Source organism: uncultured Gemella sp. (assembly GCF_963515875.1).
Lineage (GTDB): Bacteria > Bacillota > Bacilli > Staphylococcales > Gemellaceae > Gemella.
In genome coordinates this window covers 1-20,778 of sequence record NZ_CAUPZX010000031.1, presented here as the reverse complement: position 1 = coordinate 20,778, position 20,778 = coordinate 1, and the positions used below count along the sequence as shown (strand labels likewise).

Sequence of the window (20,778 nt, the reverse complement as noted above, 5' to 3'; positions counted from 1 at the left end):
GTCGAATGTAGTTGGGCTTACGCCCTGTGAGACTAGAACGTTGCCAGGCTTTTGAGGTCTTTAGCATTAGCTTTAGACTTATTATTCCACAGTAGCTCAGTTGGTAGTAGCATCTGACTGTTAATCAGAGGGTCGCAGGTTCGAGTCCTGCCTGTGGAGCCATTTTTTTGGCCCGTTGGTCAAGTGGTTAAGACACCGCCCTTTCACGGCGGTAACACGGGTTCGAATCCCGTACGGGTCACCATTTGAACGGAGGTTTAGCTCAGCTGGGAGAGCACTTGCCTTACAAGCAAGGGGTCAGCGGTTCGATCCCGTTAACCTCCACCATTTTAAATAAGCCGGGAAGATAGCGAAGAGGCTAAACGCGGCGGACTGTAAATCCGCTCCTTCGGGTTCAGTGGTTCGAATCCACTTCTTCCCACCATTCTTAATATTGGGATATAGCCAAGCGGTAAGGCAACGGACTTTGACTCCGTCATTCCCCTGGTTCGAATCCAGGTATCCCAGCCATGAGCCATTAGCTCAGTTGGTAGAGCATTTGACTTTTAATCAAAGGGTCGAAGGTTCGAGTCCTTCATGGCTCATTAATTAAATATAAGGCTATTAATTTAGCCTTTATATTTTTTGGCCCGTTGGTCAAGTGGTTAAGACACCGCCCTTTCACGGCGGTAACACGGGTTCGAATCCCGTACGGGTCATCTTAACCTGGTCGTAACTTATGTTACGACTTTTTTTATTTATAGTATACAAATTAAAGTCGTTATGGAAACTTTTCATAACGACTTTAATATTATTTATTTAATTCTTTTGCAGTAAAACTAAGTGGCAATACTTCTTCGAAGAAGTTATATACAGCATAGGTACGAGAAGATGTTCCTAAGATTAATTCAAAATCTTTATCGGCAAACTCTGATATTACCTGACGGCAAACACCACAGGGAGGACAATAATTTTCTAGATTTCCATTAGGACCACCAACTACAGCTATTTTTTTGAATTTTGTTACACCTTCACTTACTGCTTTGAAAATAGCTGTTCTTTCAGCGCAGTTTGTTGGAGAATAACTGGCATTCTCAATATTACAACCTGTATAGATTTTTCCATTATCGGCTAATATTGCAGCACCAACCTTAAAGTTTGAATATGGTACATAAGCATATTTGGTAGCTTCAATGGCAGCTTCAACTAAAGTTTGGTTTATGTCTTCGTAAAATTCATTATGTTCTTTAAGAAGTTTCATTACGCTATCAGCTACACCACCTTCAGTGTTTGTTTTATCTGTAATGTATTTAGCATTATCCTTAAGCAATTTGTTACCATTTTTCATTGCTATACTATATTTTACAATTTCCAACATTGATTGATCATTAAGATTATCTCCAATAGCGACTGTATTTTCTAGACTAATATTATTAATTTCAGCTACAATTTTTAGTGCTTCTCCTTTTGTAGCCTTTTTATCCATTATTTCAATGTTATTTGCACCTGACGAGGTAACGCTTATGTTTGTATTACCAGCTAAAAGTTCAGTAGCATTTTTAAGTTTTGATTTGTCATTTGATAAACCTATTACTTTTATAGCTGGATTATCTTTTTGGCTCATATAAAGTTCTATATTATCAACCTCAGTTATATAACCAAGTTTTAATTTATTTTTTGCTTCTTCTCTCAAATGTTGTTCATTTGGCTCTTCCCCATTGGCTTTAATAAGGTCAATATATGCATTTATATCTGTCTCTATACTATTAGTATAGATAGTATTTTTAGTATATAGTTGATAACTTATATCTAATGATTTTAAGATTTCTATAGTATAATATAAATCTTTTAATTCCATCGGAGTAATATTAATAATCTTTCCATTTTTATCGTATATTATACCCCCATTAAAGCTTATTACATCACAACTAATATTTTCTGCTTTTAATGCAGGAAGTGCTTCATAGTAGGCTCTTCCTGTTGCAACTACAAATTCAATACCATGTTTTTTCGCAAATTTTATAAGTTCTACATTCTCTTTTGGAATATTATGATTATTATTTAATAATGTCCCATCCATATCACTAGCAATTAATTTAATCATTTTAATATTAGAAATACGATTTATAATCGAATTTCGTACTCCTTTCTTAAGTTTAATTTGATTATATCATAAGTAATAAAATATTGTAAGAGCTTGTTAAAATATGGTTGTATTTGAGCTAAAATTCTATTATTAATTATGCTTTTATGATAAGATAGAAAGTGACAAAATTGTATGTAGAGAGTGATAAAATATGATAATGAGAGATATAATTAAAAACAATAATTTAGAAGAACTATTTTCAAATGTGGTAATAGGCTTGGAGAAAGAGGGACAACGTGTATTACCAAATGGTCAAATATCAAAAACGGATCATCCTAAAGTATTTGGTGTTAGACATGAGCAACCTTATATTCAGACAGATTTTGCAGAATCGCAGGTTGAATTAATAACGACCCCAGAAAAAAGTGAAAAAGATGTATTAAGAGTTTTAAATGCAATTCATGAAGTATTCTTAAAAAATATTCCTGAAGACGAGTATATATGGCCGCTTAGTATTCCTGCCTTATTGCCTAATGAGGGAGAAATTAGGGTAGCGCAATTTGAGAAAAAATCAGATGTTGAGTATAGGGAGTATCTAGTAAAAAAATACGGTAAATATAAACAAATGGTATCGGGAATTCATTATAATTTCCAACTTGATGATAATTTTATGGAAAAAATTTCTATGATTACGAAAAAAGATCTGGTTAGTACAAAAAATGAAGTATATTTAAAACTGGCTAGACAATTTATTAGATATCAATGGCTATTGATATATCTATACGGAGCTTCTCCACTGGCAGAAGATAAGTATTTTATAAATGGTGTGAAACCATCTGATTTTGTACGAAGTTTAAGAACTAGTAGATTTGGTTATGTAAATGAAGAAGATATAAAAGTATCATATGGTTCGTTAGAAAAATACATTGAAGATATTACTGGATATGTACAAAATGGTAAGCTAATAGCAGAAAAAGAATTTTATTCAAGTGTACGTTTTAGAGGAGCAAACACAATATTAAAATTCCCACATCAAGGAATAAAATATATTGAATTTAGGCTGTTTGATTTAAATCCATTTGCACCATTCGGTATTCTAGAAAAAGATATTAGGTTTGTCCATTTATTTATAAAAACATTAGTTTGGTTAGAGGAAGTAGATAAATGTACTTCGGAGTCTCTAGGTTATGAATATAGTGAAAAAATATCGTTATCACATCCATTTGAAAAAGTAGCTTATGAAGAAGAAGGTTTATGGTTATTAAACAAAATGAAAGAGCTAGTTACTGAATTAGAATTATATGAAAGTGATATTGATTTAATTAATGAGAAGATAGATGAACTTCTAAATCCTGAATTAACTATTGGGGCTAGGTTATTAAGAGAATATGAAAAAGAAAATAGTATTTTAAATGTCGGATTGAACCTTGCTAAACAATATAAAGAAGATGCTTTAAGAGAATATTATTCACTTAGTGCATATTCAAATATGGAACTTTCGACACAAGCTGTAATAGAAGATGCAATAAAAAGTGGTCTAAAAGTTAGTATCATAGATGAAAATGATCAATTTATTCGTTTAGAAAATAAAGAACATGTAGAATATGTAAAAAATGGTAATATGACAAGTAAAGATAGTTATATTTCTCCGTTAATCATGGAAAATAAAGTAGTAACTAAAAAAGTCTTAGAAGAAAAAGGTTTCAGAGTTCCTAAAGGATATGAAGTTTCTAGTATAGAAGAAGCACTACAAAAATTTAATTACATAAAAAATAAACCAATTGTTATTAAACCGAAAAGCACAAATTTTGGATTAGGAATTACAATTTTTAAAAACGGAACAAGTTCATTTGAGAATTATACAAAAGCTATAGAATTTGCATTAAAAGAAGACAAAGACATATTAATAGAGGAATTTATTGAGGGAACAGAGTATAGATTTTTTGTTATAGAAGGAAAAACAGAAGCAGTATTATTAAGAGTACCAGCAAATGTAATAGGGGATGGAAAACATACAATTAGAGAATTAGTTGAAATAAAAAATTCTAATCCCTTAAGAGGTGATGCTAAGAAAACACCATTGAAAAAAATTGAGCTTGGTGAAATTGAACAATTACAGTTATCAGAACAAGGATTAAATTTTGAATCGATATTAGCTGAGAGTGAAGTGGCATATTTAAGAGAAAATTCAAATATTAGTACAGGTGGAGATTCTATAGATATGACTAATGAAGTTCATGAGAGTTACAAAAAGCTGGCAGTAGAAATAGCAGAAGCAATGATGGCAAAAGTTTGTGGAGTTGACTTGATAATACCTAATATAAAAGATGAGTGTAGTAAGGATAATTATGGAGTAATTGAAGCTAATTTTAATCCTATGATGATGATGCACATATATCCTCATGCAGGAGAATCTAGGCGATTATCCTTAAATGTATTAAGAATGCTATTTCCTGAAAAAGATATTTAATAAATATTAGTAATTTTTAAACATAAATATATACTTTTTTTAAATAGAATCACATATTAATTTGTGATTCTATTTATTTAATTTTGAAATTCTAGTTTTTATATTTAAGATCACTCTTACACATAAAATGTAAATATGAAAATAATATTTTCATAATAATATTTTTATGTTGTAATTTAATTATAGTGAACAATGTAAATGAAAATATATATTGTTTTAAAATGTTTAATATAAGTATTTGTCAAAGATAAATAAAAAAATAAATAATCATAAAGAAATAACTAACGTTGGAAATCGATTACAATGTTTGGAAGGTAGAAAATTAAAACATTTACAAAAAAAATAATAAATGATATAATCTATGTGTATGCAAAGGTATACACGTCATAATATATTAAGTAATAAACAAAAGGAGGTACTAAGATGGTAGGAATTATCATCGCGAGTCACGGTGAATTCGCAGCTGGAATTAAACAATCAGGTTCTATGATTTTTGGTGAACAAGAAAAAGTAGAAGCAGTTGTATTTATGCCAAGTGAAGGACCAGAAGACTTGCAAAGAAAACTTCAAGAAGCTATTGCTAAAGTAGATTCTGAAGAAATTCTTTTCCTTGTCGATCTTTGGGGTGGAAGTCCATTTAATCAAGCGAATAAGTTATTTGAAGAAGCACCAGAGAAAAGAGCTATTGTAGCGGGATTAAACTTACCTATGCTAATTGAAGCATATGCTAGTAGATTTACAATGACAACAGCTCACGAGATTGCAAAAGCAATTACACCAACAGCTATTGATGGGGTTAAAGTTCGTCCTGAAGAACTTCAACCAAAAGTAGCGGTAGCTGAAAGTACACAAACAGCTCATCAAGGAGCGATTCCTGAAGGTACAGTATTAGGAAATGGAAAAATCGAGTTTGTATTAGCCCGTATTGATACTCGTCTATTACACGGACAAGTTGCAACAAACTGGACAAAAGCAACTCATCCAAACAGAATTATTGTAGTTTCAGATTCAGTTTCAAAAGATGAATTACGTAAGAAACTTATCGAGCAAGCAGCTCCTCCAGGAGTGCGTGCACACGTAATTCCGTTAGATAAACTTGTTCAAGTTTATAATGATCCAAGATTTGGTGATACAAAAGCATTATTATTATTTGAAACACCACAAGATGCTCTTGCAGTAATCGAAAAAGGAGTAGAGATTCCAGAATTAAACATCGGGTCTATGGCTCACTCAGTTGGTAAAGTTCAAGTTAACAACGTATTATCATTAGATCAAGAAGATGTAGAAGTATACAAAAAACTTCGTGATTTAGGTGTGAAATTTGATGTTCGTAAAGTATCAAACGATTCTCCATCAGATTTATTCAAGCTTATTGAAGCTAAATCAAGTGAAGGTTTAAAATTATAATTAAATAGTATTTAGGAGGACACTATGGAATTTAGTATTCTAACAGTTATTTTGGTCCTTATTGTTGCGTTATTAGCTGGTATGGAAAGTATCTTAGACCAATTCCAATTCCATCAACCAATTATTGCTTGTTCATTAATCGGTTTAGCAACAGGACATTTATCAGAAGGTATTATTTTAGGTGGAGCTCTTCAATTATTAGCACTTGGATGGGCTAATATTGGAGCAGCGGTTGCTCCCGATGCAGCTTTAGCATCAGTAGCATCTGCTATTATTTTCATTAAAGCTGGAGATTTCTCAGCTGAAGGACGAATTATTGCGATTGCAACAGCTGTTACACTAGCTACAGTTGGTCTTGTACTTACTATGGTAGTTCGTACATTATCAGTAGTTATCGTTCACCAAGCTGACCGTGCGGCAGAACAAGGTAACTTCCGTGGAGTTGAATTTTGGCACTACGTAGCACTTGCAGCTCAAGGATTACGTGTTGCTATTCCAGCAGGGTTATTAATGTTCATTCCATCATCAGTAGTTCAAAAAGCCCTTGAAGCATTACCAAAATGGTTCACAGAAGGTATGGCAATCGGTGGAGGAATGGTAGTTGCAGTTGGTTTCGCAATGGTTATCAACTTAATGGCAACTAAAGAAGTATGGCCGTTCTTTTTCTTAGGATTTGCATTAGCACCAATTAGCCAATTAACATTAATCGCAACTGGTATCATTGGATTATGTTTAGCTATTATTTACCTAAACCTTTCTAAAAACAAAGGTGGCGGTGGTGGAAATACTTCATCTGGAGATCCACTAGGCGATATCTTAAATGATTATTAATAAGGAGGAACTACAAATGTTAGAGAAAAAAATTACATTAAGTAAAAAAGATCGTCGTAGCGTTATGTTACGTTCTCAGTTCCTTCAAGGTTCATGGAACTATGAACGTATGCAAAATGGTGGTTGGGCATTTGCTTTAATCCCAGCGCTTAAAAAATTATATCCAAATAAAGAAGATGCTACTTTAGCATTAAAACGTCACTTAGAGTTCTTTAATACTCACCCATATATTGCAGCACCTATTCTAGGGGTTACACTTGCTTTAGAAGAAGATAAAGCAAATGGAGCTGATATTGATGATGCAGCAATCCAAGGGGTTAAAGTTGGTATGATGGGACCATTAGCAGGTATTGGGGATCCAGTATTCTGGTTTACAGTTCGTCCTATCCTTGGAGCTATCGCAGCTTCGTTAGCAACTGGTGGTTCAATTATTGCACCATTATTCTTCTTTATCGCATGGAACTTAATCCGTATTGGATTCTTATGGTATACACAAGAATTTGGTTATAAAAAAGGTTCAGAAATTACAAGTGACCTTTCAGGTGGTATTTTACAAACAATTACAAAAGGAGCTTCAATCCTTGGTATGTTCGTAATGGGTATCTTGGTTCAACGTTGGACTAACATCAGTTTCCCATTAGTTGTTTCTAAAGTACAATTAGATGAAAAAGCATTTATTCACTTCCCAGAAAAAGGTACACACATTACTGGTGAAGTATTACAAGATATTGTTACAAAAGCAACAAGCGGTAAATTCTCATTAACACCAGAAAAAGTTACAACATTACAAGATAACTTAAATCAACTTATTCCTGGATTTGCAGCGTTATTATTAACATTCGTTTGTATGTGGTTATTAAAACGTAAAGTAAGCCCAGTAGTAATAATCTTTGGATTATTTGCTCTAGGAGTTATTGCTCACGTAGTAGGTGTAATGTAATAAAGTTTAGGAAGTTGAGTCGAAATAGTCTCAACTTCCTTTTTTTAAAGATAAATTGTCAAATATAGTTCAAAAATATTATAATTAAATATAAGAGGAGAAAAACTTATGGTAATGTCGATGAATTCAAAAGTAGTCTATACATCTAAAGCTAATTGTTTAACTGGATCTATAGGAAATAAACATGGTGATGTTATGATAGGTGATAAGGCATTCGAGTTTTATAATCATAGAAATCTAGAAGATTATATTCAAATACCATGGACGGAAATAGATAAGGTACGTGCTCAAATGTTTTTCAGAGACAAGTATATACGTGGATTTTTCATTGATACAAAAAAATCAGGGAGTTTCAACTTTATTGTCAAAAATTCTGGTAAATGTTTAAAAGAGATGAGAGAGTTTTTAGGGAATGAGAAGATAGTAAGGAATAAACCAATGCTATCGTTAAAAAATTTATTTCAGAAGAAAGATTAATACTTAGATATTAGTCTTTTTTATTTATGTAAACAAAAAACTTTTTTCATGAAAATTATTGTAAAAATAAAATTTTCCTTGCATTTTCATGAGATTTATATTACACTATTATTGTATTAAAGATAGTCAGTATTATAACAGTGAAAAGTTGTAGTAATTTATAATAAAGAAAGAGGTACAATAATGGAAATATTATCAAATTCTCCTAGCAGAAAACAGGGGATTTTAATGTTTGCAATTCTTATTACTGCATATGTAGTATTTGCTACAAACTGGGTAGCAGGATCAAACTTATCGAAGCAAATAACGGATCACTATTTTAATGGCCAGAAAGTTTCGCCTATAATTTCAGAGGTTGTAAACTATACAATAACAATAGCAAGAATTATAGCTAATTTATTAGCAGCATTTATATTAATTAAATTACATCCAAAAAAAGCTGCGATTTTAGCGCTATTTTGCTTATGTTTTTCATTCTTTGCAATTTTTACACATAACTATTGGCTATATACAATTTCAAGAATGATAATGGCATTTGGTGGATCAATGATAATTGTATTTATAAATTCTTTTGTAGCTAAATTTATTCCAAGTGATAAAAAAATAATTACTAGTGCTATAATAACAGCAGCCTATAATGTAGGCGCTGCGTTGGTTGCAATTTTATTTTTAATATTTAAAGAGCAATTCATAGCAGATTGGCGTTATACAATGATTGGATTCAGTATATTTAGTATATTATTATTTATTTGTTGGTTAATATTTTCTCATGACTTTGAGCCAACAATTACATGGAAACACCCAAACTATTTTGTTTATAAATTGTTAATAGAGTCAAAAGAAATATTACACGAAGAAGAAACGAAAAAGTACACATATGCTGATGGATTTAAAGATAAATTTATTTATGTATTTTCTTTAGGATTTGGTGGTTTCCTGTTCTTATATGTTATGCCATTAGTTTCATTACCAAGGGTAGTAGCAGAACATGCACATAATTCACAATTCAAACCTGAGTTTATGATATTAACTGTAACTCTTGGAGGAATTTTGGGAACAGCATTTAGTCTATTAGTGACGAGAAATTTAAATTTCAGACGAAAACCATTCTTAATAGCTCATGGTATTTTTATGATAGGATTTATGGCATTAGGATTGATGTTTGTTTCAACTAATTCGGTATTATCATATGCTATGTTTAGCTTATCAGGTTTCTTTATGTATTCACAATATCCTGTATATTTAAACTTACCGTACGAATTACCTAAAATAAATTCCCAAAGATTGACAATCATGTTCGGAATTTTCTGGGCATTTGGATATGCAATATATACATTATTTAACTTTTCATGGAGTTTAGTATTGAATAACCTGGGGTATAATGCATCGATTCTATTTTATTTATTGGGTAGTATGATTTATATAATTTTTGTTTTGATACTACCAGAAACTAGACCTAAAAAATAATTTAAAGTCTTTAGAGGTGAATTTCCCTCTAAAGATTTTTTTGAATTCAGATTAGTTAGGTATATACTTAAAATATATTATGATTAGCAGTAAATAGTAATAGTGGAGCAACTGAATGGGTAAAATCAAAAAACAGCATTAATTGGAGTAGTAGGAGCATCAGCGATAACTACAGGATATTATACTTTTGTAAAACCTAGCATGCAAAGTTTAACAACAAATTCTACATCACAAAATACAAAATTATGAGGGATTTAATTTCTAAAACACGGGAAGATAATAACTTAAAATTTTAGTAGTGATAGCTTCATATGTACCCTTTTTATTGGATAAACCAGTAAAAGGGGTATTATTGTGTGGTTTTAAATCTATTACATTTTTAATATATTGAAACTATAGTATTGAATACATTAAGATGATATAATTGAAAGTGAAAGAAGAAATAATAGGAAATAAGAAAGTGGTATGAAATTGAAAAAAATAGCGATAATTCTAATAAGAAAAAATTCAAAAGGCTTAACAGATAAAAATATTAAGTCATTTTGTGGGAAACCTTTATGTTTTTATACAATAGACATAGCCATTAAAAGTGGACTATTTGATGAGATATGGATTTCTTCTGATTCTCAAGTATATTTAGACTTATGTAGAGAAGAATATGGAAAAAAATGTAAATATATAATACGGAATAAAGAAGTGGCATCAGATTCTTCAACAACATATGAAACACTGGAGTGTCTATTTAATAATATAAAAGAAGATTTTATATTTATGAATTTACAAGTAACCTCGCCACTTAGAAAGATTGAACATATAGAAGAAGTTATGAAGATGTTTAAGGATTGTGATCATATAGTGTCTTTTAGTAAACTGAAATACAGTAAGAGTTTGTTTATGAATTTAAATGATGGTTATTTACTACCTTCACGACATGGAGGAGATTATAAAAGGCAAGATGAACCTAGCTATATTTACCCTAATGGTTCGATGTGGATGTCTACAAAAAATAATTACTTGAGAGATAAGACTTTTTATACAAAAAAAACTAAGGTTTATGAAATGGAAAAGATTTTTAGTTTTGATATAGATGATGAAATTGATTTTTATATTTGTGAAGAGTTATATAAGAATTATATTTTAGAAAATTAAAGAGAATCGCGATTGTGACGCGATTCTCTTTTTATCTTCTTGTATTTTGATTAATAGTACTAGGCGTTCGATTATTATTACCGGTAATTGTACGAGAGTTTGCTTGATTTTGAGTACGATTAGATTGTGTAGAATTTGTAAGTGAATTAAATACTGTTGTTAAAGGTGAACGATTTTCTCTTTGTTTTTGTGCGATAGCAGCTTGATATACAGCATCTTTATCACTACCAGCATACATGTGATCTGTTTCGGTATTTCTTTCTTTTGAATATTCTACACCATTTTTTGTTTCAATGCCTGCAGGTTTTTCAAATGCAGCAGGTATTTTTTTATCGGATACTTTTTTCATTATATCAGCCATTATTACTTGCGTAGTTTGTGCTTGTTCAGAAGATAGTGCTTTAGCAGCAGAGTCTACCATATCAGCACCTTGCCATACAGAGACTGTATAATCAGTCGTGTATCCAATCATCCAACTATCTTTAGTAGAGTTTACAACATCTATTCCGTGATTGTAAAACGCAGAATCGTCGAATGTACTAGATCCAGATTTACCTGCCATGTCAAAGTTTGCAACTTTACCATTCGGAGATGTACCATTGCTAGTTAAGACGCCTTTTAGAATATTAGTCATAAGATAAGCTGTTTCTTCTGACATTGCTTTTACAGGTTCTTCTTTCATGTTAGGTAATTCTTTACCATTAGCGTTAAAGACTTTAACTATAGTAGATGGTTTATTGTAATAACCTTTATTACCAAATGATGCAAAGGCACCAGCCATCTGTAAAGTAGAAACACCATCGACGTTACCACCGATTGCTGTAGTAGGTTCATCCTTAGAAACAGGAATTCCGATTTTTTCAGCGAAGTGTTTCGCCCTTTCATAACCAACTGTTTCAAATGCTCGAACAGCTGGGATATTATATGACCATGCTAAAGCTCTACTCATAGGAACTGTTCCATGGTAAAGTCTATCCCAGTTTTGGATATAAAAGTTGGTTCCAGCAATTTGATAAGGTGTGTCAGAAAATGTTGTTTGAGAGTCCCAACCATAGTATTCAATACCGGGAGCATAGTCTATAAGAGGTTTAATAGATGATCCTGGTTGAACACGAGCATCAACAGCATAATTGTAACCACCTGCTTTATAGTTTTTTCCTCCGCCAATTGCTTCTATAAGGCCAGTTTTAGTGTCTAAAACAGAGATAGCTGCCTGAGAAGCGTGTCGTCGCATTGGAGCTGATTGATTGTCTAACATATCTTGGACATAAATCTGTAGCTCAGGATTTAAGTTTGTATATATTTTTAATCCCATTGATAATGGATCTTTTATATTTTCAAAGTTTTGATTTTCTTTTAATTCTTTTGTTATTTGATCTATATACGCAGCAAATTTAGGGTTATAACTGTGTTGATTAGCCCTTTCTTCTTTTGTCTTTTCAACGATTCCATCAGTGATAGGAGTATTTACAGCGTTGTTGTATTCATCTTCAGTAATTTTATTATTACTTAAAAGTGCATATAATACAGTGTCACGACGTTCTTTTGCTTGCTTAGGATAATCATAAGGATTATACAAGATTGGTTGTTGTGGCATACCAGTTAAAAGTGCAACTTGAGGTAGAGTTAACTGATCTAATTCCTTGTTATAAAAGTACTTAGCTGCTGTTTTAACACCATATTGTCCATCTGAATAGTATATTTTATTCATATACATTTCCATTATATCATCTTTAGTATATCTATTTTCTAATTTTAGAGATAGATATGCCTCTTGGATTTTACGTTGAAGAGATTTATCTGATGTTAATAATGAATTTTTTACTACTTGTTGAGTAATTGTACTTGCACCTTGTTGAGCAGAATTTGAACGAATATTTACTAAAACAGCTTTTATAAGTCGAATAGGATCTATTCCAATATGTGATTGGAATCTTGAGTCTTCGGTTGTAAGAACTGCTTCTGTAATATTTTTTGGAATGTCATTAATAGATACGTATTCACGTTTTTCTGCTCCAACTGTTGCTATTAAATTAAGATTTTTATCATAAATTTCCGACGATAGCGGATCTTGTAAATTAGCCTGAGTAATATCAGGAACATCTTTTAATTCACGAGCAAATAGCATTAATACAATAAAGAATAATACTAAGCAGATTGAAAAAAAGATTGAACTAATATATTTAAATAAAGTTTTCATCTGACGTTAAAACTCACTTTCATTATTTTTTATAATAGTTAAGTAATCTAATCTGATCTTATAGTTGAATGATAACTCGAATGCAGATTCTTCAAATTCACAAAGTTTTATTGATTTTCTACCACCATTTTTTGCACGTTCATGAAAAAATACAAATTGTTTAAATGGAAGAATATACGTTTTATCAATTTTTTTAAATCTAACGATAATAAAAGTTATTCCTCCATGATTTAAAATTTTTTTCATGTGTTCAATTTGGTGTTCATGAATATTATTAAGTGAAAATGATGTAGTAGAGTTAGTCTCTTTAGCTTCAAAATCAATATATTTACCATTCCACAATCCGTTATAGTCTGTAGTAGAAGGAGTTTTATAAAATGCCTTCGTAATCATAGCACTTGCTCTGTTAGGATAATTTACTTCCACTATTTGAATGGGGATAGGTTTTTTATGAATTACTGCAATATCATTATTTAAGTAATATTTATTCGCAAAGTTTATATCATCCTCGAGTTCCATTCCACGATTAGAATATTTTGTTTTTTGAATAAAATTACTTTTTCTATTAGGATAATTGAACATATATCCCTCCATAAATAATTATCTTATATATTATACTATATTATAAAGGAAATTTAAATTACAAATAGTTGAAATTTAGTATAAATTTAGAATATATATATTTCAGATTAATTAAGAAGTAGGATAATTAATCTGACCTTAAATAAAACAAAATTCGAAATTAAGTAGTGAATGAGAGAATGTTTAACTAAATTTGAGAAGTAATATTAATTAAGATATAAAGTCCAATTTTAATATTTTTATAGAAAAAATTAAAAATATTAGTATTATTTATTTTTTATAAGTATAGGATAATATTTTATAGAAGTGAATGAAATTATTATTAAAGGTATATTTAAAGGTGCTTCTTATTTGTAGATTATAAGTTAAAACTATTTCTATAAAATTCTTATTCTTTAGCACTATATTATTAAAAAAAATTAATTTTTTTGAGAAAAATTATTCTAATTGTGGTATAATATAATTAATTTTAAAAATGAGAGGTGGTATTGTTATGAGACAATCAAGAACATTTATTCCAACGACAAGAGAAGTACCATCCTCTGCAGAAGCAACAAGTCATAAGTTGCTTATTAAAGCGGGGATGGTGAAGCAGGTATCTGCAGGAGTTTATACTCATCTTCCCTTAGCAACAAAAGTAATTCAAAAAATCGAAAAAGTTATAAGAGAAGAACATGAAAAAATTGGTGCTGTAGAACTATTAATGCCAATTTTACAGTCAGATGAATATTGGAAAAAATCTGGACGTTGGAATAAAATGGGGGACGAATTAATTCGTGTTACAGATAGAAAAAATGCAGGATATGCATTAAGTCCAACTGCAGAAGAAATTATCTGTCAAACAGTAAGCAATATGGTAACTTCATATAAACAACTACCAGTGAACTTATATCAAATTCAAACTAAATTCCGTGATGAAATTCGTCCGCGTTTAGGTTTATTACGTTGTAAAGAATTTATTATGAAAGATGGTTATTCATTCCATGATTCACCAGAATCACTAAGAGAAACATATAATGACTATTATCAAGCATATAGTAATATCTTTGATAGATTTGAGCTTAAGTATCGTGCAGTAAAAGCTGATTCTGGTAATATCGGAGGAAGTTACACTCACGAATTCCAAGCCTTAGCAGAGGTTGGGGAAGATACTATTGTGTATACTGAAGAGAGTGATTATGCAGCAAATATTGAAACTGCGGCGGTAGTTGAACAAAATTATACTATACCTACTGGTTTTGAGAAAAAAGAGCGTAGTTTATTAGAAACTCCAAATCAACAATCAATTGACGATATCGCGGCATATTGTGGAGTTGAAGTTAACCGCGCTATGAAAGCATTAGCTTTAAAAGCAGATGGAGAATTTTATTTAGTTCTTATGCGTGGTAACGATCAACTTAATGATATTAAGTTTATGAAAGCTACAGGAACTTCTGAAGTAGAAATGGCTACTGAAGAGGAAATCGTAGAAGTAATGGGAAGTGTTGTTGGTTACATGGGTCCATTTGGTATTAAAAACTGTAAAGTAATTGGTGACAATGCTATTAAATACATGTATAATCACAGCTGTGGAGCAAATAAAGAAGGATTCCACTATATTAACGTAAATCCAGGAGATTATGAAGTAGAAGCTCACTATGATCTTCGTATGATTGAAGAAGGGGATTTAGCTGAGGATTTATCAGGACCGGTTAAATTCGCTAAAGGTATCGAGGTAGGACAAGTCTTTGAACTTGGTAAAGGGTATTCAGAATCTATGGATATTACTTACCTAGATGCTAATGGACGTGCAAATCACTTCTACATGGGATGCTATGGAATTGGGGTAACTCGTGTAATTTCAGCTATTATTGAACAACATAGTGATGATAAAGGTATTATTTGGCCTAAAGAAGTAGCTCCATATCAAGTTCATTTAGTATGTGTAGATGTTAAGAAAGAAGAGCAAGTAAAACTTAGTGAAGAATTATATGCTAGCTTAACTGCTGCTGGTTATGAAGTACTTTATGATGACAGAGCAGAACGTGCAGGTGTTAAATTCAACGATGCAGATTTAATTGGTATTCCATTACAAGTTGTTGTAGGTAAAAAAGCCGCAGAAGGAATCGTAGAAGTTAAAGAAAGAAAAACTTTAGAAAAAGTTGATACAGAAGTTGCTGATGTATTAGCAAAAGTTGAAGCATTTTATAAATAGTGCTACGTAGTTAAAATAATAAATACCAACTAAAAATAAATGGTTGTAAGAAAATAACAATTTGTTTTTGGTTGGTATTTTTAGTATAATTTAAATTGAGTATATTACATTTTAAGAATAAAATAAATTAGAAATCTTTTGTGAAGTTATGAAGACAAGCTAATGGTTAAAAGTTAAATACTAGAAATTTTGACTTTGAAGTATTATCTGGATTTTTCACGTGGATATATAGTATTAAAAGTTTTTGATGTATAAAAAAGCTTATTATGAGCGATAAACAAGGATAAAAATAGGAGGAAGCATGAGTAATAGACATTTTTCTTTATTAGTTAAAACATTAGAATTAGAAGAACAATTAGCCAATTCGGAATTTATAAATTTTTCATTAGATAATATAGAAAAAGATAATAAAAACAAAATATGGACGTTTAATTTTAGTGGAGAAAATTTACCATCAGTAGATGAACTTACATTACTTATTCAAAAAATAAGAGAGAGTTTTTTAGGAGATTATATCGTTAATTATCGCTTAAAAGTAAGCAATGAAGTAACTGATGAACAAATTAAAGAATTTTGGAAATATATAATACTAGAGAATTTCTCAGAAATATCTCAGGTGTTACTAGAAAGTATTTTGTTTAGTGAAATTGCTGTTAATAATAGTGTATTAACAATGAAGATAATGGCTCCATCTATTTGGAATAATTTTATTAACGATAGAAAAGAACAAATTATAAATAGTTATTTGAATCTTGGTATTACGATTAAAGATATAGTTCCTAATTTCTCTAAAACAGATGTTGAAGCGGTATTAGAAAGTCAAGAGGAAAAGATTTCTCAGGAAATAGTAAAATTAGAAGAAATAGAGAAAAAAGAAGCGGAAAGAAAACCAAAAGAACCTGAGAAAAAATTTGCTGCCTTCGGCGGAGGCGGGGTAAGTCGCTATGGCCAAGAAATACGTGATGAAGATATCGTAGAGATAAAGGATGTTGTAGGATATTCTGGTGATGTAACGATAATGGCACAAGTTTTTGGCACGGAAGAAATTGTACACAGAAATGGTTCAAGTCAATATCGATTAAAACTTACAGATTATAGTGATTCTATCATTTTAAGGCTATTTGGTAACAATCCAAATTCTAAATTTCAAAATAAACGTAAAAATGAGCTTATAGATTTAGTAAAAGGGATTAAAAAAGGGCAATGGCTTAAAATCCATGGAACTGTGAGTAATGATCCATATTTAAGAGATACGATAATTGAACCTAAATCTGTTGAAGTAGCACAAAAAGAAGAGAAAAAAGATAATTATAGTGGTAAAAAAAGAATAGAGTTAAATACTCATACAAAAATGAGTCAGCTAGAAGGTATTTCTTCTGCGAAAGAATATATAGCTAGGGCTATTGATTGGGGACACAAAGCAATTGCGTTTACTGATACTTATGGAGTTCAGGCGTATCCAGAAATTTGCTTAAGTTCAAAAGGCAAGGAAATCAAACCAATATATGGATTAAATGCTTTTATTATGGATGATAGTATTACAGCTACAACAAATCCAAAAGAACTTAAATTAAAAGATGCAACTTATGTTGTTTTTGACGTTGAAACTACTGGTCTTTCTGCTGAACGTGACAGACTAATAGAAATTGCGGCTGTTAAGGTGAAAAATGGAGCTGAGATAGATAGTTTTGAAAGTTATATTAATCCGCAAAGACCTATTTCAGAATTAATTACCAAAATTACTAGTATTACAAATGATGATGTTAGAAATGCTCCTTTAGAAAAAGAGGTTATGACTAATTTTTATAATTGGTTAGATAAAGATGACATATTGGTAGCCCATAATGCAAAGTTTGATCTTGGATTTTTAGATACATGTTTTGAACGATTAGGATTAGAAAACAAAAATAATGCAACTATCGATACATTATTCGTTTCTCGTGCTGAGAATAAAGATGCTAAAAGGCATGGTCTTAGTAATTTAGCAAAACTTTACAAAGTTCGTCTAGTGCAACACCACAGGGCTATTTACGATACAAAAGCTACTGCAGAAATTTTTGTGAAAATGTTAGATCAACTTTATGAACTTGGCATTGAATACCATAATGAGATTGATCAAAAGATTGATTTGGAGCTTGCACATAAGCGTTCAAGAACTTTTCCTTGCTCAATTTTAGTGAAGAATGCAAAAGGCCTTAAAGATTTATTTAGATTGGTTTCGTATAGTTGCACTAAGTACTTAAATGCTGCTAAACCTACTATTCCACGTAGTTTATTAGAACAATACCGCCAAGATTTATTGATTGGTAGTGGTAATAGTGATAACGAAGTATTTGAAGAATTATTAAATTCAAAAGAAACTAAGGTAGAAGACATAATTGATTTTTATGATTATATTGAAATTCAACCTAAAAATCACTACGAGAGTTTTATAAAGAATGAGAGAATAGCAAATACATCGGAATTAGAAGAAATTCTGAAAAAATTAATTCAATTAGCTAAGAAAAAAGAAAAAATTGTTGTAGCAACAGGGGACTGTTATTATTTAGATGAATATCAACATGTTTATCGCCAAATATTAAGACTAACGGTGAAAAGTAATCCTGGGGCTCGCGATTTAAAACCTATGACAACATTTTTAACAACTGAAGAAATGTTAAAAGAATTCTCTTATCTTGATGAACAATTAAGAGAAGAAATAGTTATAGAAAATACTCATAAAATTAACGATATGATTGAGTTAGTAGTTCCGTTAAAAGATAAGTTATATACACCAAATATTGAAGGGGCAGCAGATGAAGTTCGTAATCTAAGTTATGATATGGCTCATAAAATATATGGAGAACAGTTGCCAGAGATTGTAGAGAAGAGATTAGAAAAAGAACTAGCCTCTATTATTGGTAATGGATTCTCAGTAGTCTATTTAATTTCTCATAAACTTGTTAAAAAATCACTTGATGATGGATATCTTGTAGGATCAAGGGGATCTGTTGGTTCATCATTAGTTGCTACGATGATGGAGATTACAGAGGTTAATCCACTAGCGCCACATTATGTTTGTCCAAAATGTAAACATAGTGAATTCTTCTTAAATGCTGAATACGCATCGGGGTTTGACCTCCCGAATAAGAATTGTCCGCATTGTGATATGAAGATGATTAAAGATGGTCAAGATATTCCTTTCGAAACATTCTTAGGATTTAATGGAGATAAAGTACCTGATATAGATTTAAACTTCTCTGGAGAATATCAAGCTACCGCACATAACTTTACGAAAGAAATTTTTGGTGAGGATTATGTATATCGAGCAGGAACAATTTCGACAGTTGCAGAAAAGACAGCTTATTCGTTCACTAGAGATTATTATGAGAAAAATGAAATAGAGAAGAGAAGTATAGATATAGAACGTATTGCAGCAGGATGTGAAGGATCTAAGAGAACAACAGGACAACACCCTGGAGGGATACTAGTCGTGCCAAATGATATGGATATTTTCGATTTTACTCCATATCAATTCCCAGCTGATGATGAAACGAGTCCATGGCGAACAACTCACTTCGATTTCCACTCTATTCACGATAACATCTTAAAATTTGATATACTTGGACACGATGATCCAACTATGATAAGAAAACTTCAAGATTTATCTGGTATTGATCCTAAAACAATAGATGTATCGGATCCAGAAGTAATGGGTATTTTCTCGACAGTTGAAGCTCTTGGAGTGACTAGAGACCAAGTGGATTCAGCTAGTGGGACATTTGGTATTCCTGAATTTGGAACGAACTTTGTTATTCAGATGCTAGATGACACGAAGCCGACTACATATTCAGAATTAGTTCAAATATCAGGGTTATCTCATGGTACAGATGTTTGGTTGGGGAATGCTCAAGAATTAATCAAAAATGGTACTTGTGAACTTAAGGATGTAATTGGATGTCGTGATGATATTATGGTATATCTAATTCATGCAGGTCTTGAAGAAGGATTATCTTTCAAAATAATGGAAAGCGTAAGGAAAGGTAAAGGTTTATCAGAAGACTTCGAAAAAGCTATGATTGATAATAATGTTCCAGCTTGGTACATTGATTCATGTAAAAAAATTAAATATATGTTCCCGAAAGCCCACGCATGTGCCTATGTACTTATGGCGCTTAGAATAGCGTGGTTTAAGGTACATCAACCACTTATATATTATTGTGCTTATTACTCAGTAAGAGCGAGTGATTTTGATATTATTACGGTTGTTAAGGGAGCAGAAACATTAAAAGCAAAAATTAAAGAAATAAAAACTACAGATAAAAATGAATTATCGAATAAAGATAAAGATGCTCTTGTAAGTTATGAAATTGCTAATGAGATGATGGAAAGAGGATTTACATTCTCGAAAGTTGATTTAGAAAAATCAGCAAGTCATGACTATATCATTGAAGGAAATACTTTAATTCCACCGTTTTCTATTGTTCCTGGTTTAGGTGATAACGTAGCGAATAAAATAGTCCAGGCAAGGGAAGAGAAGCCTTTCCTGTCAATCGAAGATTTTTCAAAACGAGGAAGTGTATCATCAACTGTGGTAGAGTATTTGAGAGAGATGGGGACATTAAAAGGTCTACCTGAAAAAGCTCAATTATCATTTTTCGATGAATTGTAAATGACAGGATTATTCATTTAAAGTACAATTAATTATAAAAAAAGAGTGTTATTCTACAAAATGATAAAATAATTAAGATGTTATATTTGCGAAATTATTTTACTTTGTAGAATAACATTTTAATGTAGAGCTAAAAACAAAAAATATTAACGAAACAAAGATTATTTAATATTAATAAAATTATGTAAATAGAATTAGTTTTATATTATTTAGTGATAAAATAAATATATTTTCATAAATTAAATATTAAAATAATTATTCGAACTTTATTTATTTTTTAATTTGTGGTAGTATTATATGTGATATAAAATGTAAATATAGAGATGGAGGAAACAACTTGGAAAA

General features: G+C 30.9%; 12 protein-coding genes and 7 tRNA genes. 16 read left to right on the top strand and 3 right to left on the bottom strand.

Annotated elements, in window-relative coordinates; all coding sequences use genetic code 11:
- Positions 1–85: 85 nt before the first annotated feature.
- The 7 genes from RWL85_RS06195 to RWL85_RS06165 all read left to right on the top strand — a co-directional run bounded on the left by RWL85_RS06195 (position 86) and on the right by RWL85_RS06165 (position 698).
- A tRNA-Asn gene (locus RWL85_RS06195) sits at positions 86–162 on the top strand.
- A 7-nt stretch (positions 163–169) separates the two neighbouring features.
- Positions 170–244, top strand: a tRNA-Glu gene (locus tag RWL85_RS06190).
- Positions 245–251: 7 nt separating this feature from the next.
- A tRNA-Val gene (locus RWL85_RS06185) sits at positions 252–327 on the top strand.
- A gap of 13 nt (positions 328–340) precedes the next feature.
- Positions 341–424, top strand: a tRNA-Tyr gene (locus tag RWL85_RS06180).
- Between the two features lie 10 nt (positions 425–434).
- Positions 435–510: transfer RNA gene (locus RWL85_RS06175), tRNA-Gln, on the top strand.
- A 1-nt stretch (position 511) separates the two neighbouring features.
- Positions 512–584 (top strand) — tRNA-Lys (locus RWL85_RS06170).
- 42 nt (positions 585–626) lie between these two features.
- Positions 627–698, top strand: a tRNA-Glu gene (locus RWL85_RS06165).
- A gap of 92 nt (positions 699–790) precedes the next feature.
- Here the strand turns inward: RWL85_RS06165 and RWL85_RS06160 are convergent.
- Positions 791–2,083 carry a cytidine deaminase gene (locus tag RWL85_RS06160; protein ID WP_314086125.1) on the bottom strand — a complete coding sequence of 431 codons (1,293 nt, stop codon included), beginning with the start codon at positions 2,081–2,083 and terminating at the stop codon, positions 791–793.
- Positions 2,084–2,282: 199 nt separating this feature from the next.
- Here RWL85_RS06160 and gshAB point away from each other — a divergent pair, with 199 nt between their 5' ends.
- From gshAB to RWL85_RS06125, 7 genes are all read left to right on the top strand, one after another.
- Positions 2,283–4,535, top strand: coding sequence for a bifunctional glutamate--cysteine ligase GshA/glutathione synthetase GshB (gene gshAB, locus RWL85_RS06155; protein WP_314086124.1), 2,253 nt, complete (start codon positions 2,283–2,285; stop codon positions 4,533–4,535).
- A gap of 423 nt (positions 4,536–4,958) precedes the next feature.
- A complete protein-coding gene (locus RWL85_RS06150) occupies positions 4,959–5,942 on the top strand; it encodes a mannose/fructose/sorbose PTS transporter subunit IIA (RefSeq protein WP_314086122.1) in 984 nt (327 codons plus the stop codon).
- 24 nt (positions 5,943–5,966) lie between these two features.
- A complete protein-coding gene (locus RWL85_RS06145) occupies positions 5,967–6,773 on the top strand; it encodes a PTS mannose/fructose/sorbose transporter subunit IIC (RefSeq protein ID WP_314086120.1) in 807 nt (268 codons plus the stop codon).
- Positions 6,774–6,789: 16 nt separating this feature from the next.
- Positions 6,790–7,713 carry a PTS system mannose/fructose/sorbose family transporter subunit IID gene (locus RWL85_RS06140; protein ID WP_314086118.1) on the top strand — a complete coding sequence of 308 codons (924 nt, stop codon included), beginning with the start codon at positions 6,790–6,792 and terminating at the stop codon, positions 7,711–7,713.
- 108 nt (positions 7,714–7,821) lie between these two features.
- Positions 7,822–8,190, top strand: coding sequence for a DUF956 family protein (locus tag RWL85_RS06135; protein ID WP_314086116.1), 369 nt, complete (start codon positions 7,822–7,824; stop codon positions 8,188–8,190).
- Positions 8,191–8,373: 183 nt separating this feature from the next.
- Entirely contained in the window at positions 8,374–9,657 is a 1,284-nt protein-coding gene (locus RWL85_RS06130) for an MFS transporter (RefSeq protein WP_314086113.1), read from the top strand.
- Positions 9,658–10,122: 465 nt separating this feature from the next.
- A complete protein-coding gene (locus RWL85_RS06125) occupies positions 10,123–10,806 on the top strand; it encodes an acylneuraminate cytidylyltransferase family protein (protein ID WP_314086110.1) in 684 nt (227 codons plus the stop codon).
- A 31-nt stretch (positions 10,807–10,837) separates the two neighbouring features.
- Here the strand turns inward: RWL85_RS06125 and RWL85_RS06120 are convergent, their stop codons facing one another.
- Complete coding sequence (locus RWL85_RS06120) at positions 10,838–13,006, bottom strand: transglycosylase domain-containing protein (protein ID WP_314086108.1); 2,169 nt, start codon at positions 13,004–13,006, stop codon at positions 10,838–10,840.
- Positions 13,007–13,012: 6 nt separating this feature from the next.
- A complete protein-coding gene (gene recU, locus RWL85_RS06115) occupies positions 13,013–13,588 on the bottom strand; it encodes a Holliday junction resolvase RecU (RefSeq protein ID WP_314086105.1) in 576 nt (191 codons plus the stop codon).
- Between the two features lie 493 nt (positions 13,589–14,081).
- On the opposite strand from recU, the gene RWL85_RS06110 reads away from it, so the two are divergent.
- Together RWL85_RS06110 and RWL85_RS06105 are read left to right on the top strand one after the other, a co-directional pair.
- Positions 14,082–15,782 carry a proline--tRNA ligase gene (locus tag RWL85_RS06110; protein ID WP_314086102.1) on the top strand — a complete coding sequence of 567 codons (1,701 nt, stop codon included), beginning with the start codon at positions 14,082–14,084 and terminating at the stop codon, positions 15,780–15,782.
- A gap of 301 nt (positions 15,783–16,083) precedes the next feature.
- Positions 16,084–20,433: a PolC-type DNA polymerase III gene (locus RWL85_RS06105; RefSeq protein WP_314086099.1), complete on the top strand. Its 4,350-nt coding sequence runs from the start codon at positions 16,084–16,086 to the stop codon at positions 20,431–20,433.
- Positions 20,434–20,778 lie beyond the last annotated feature (345 nt).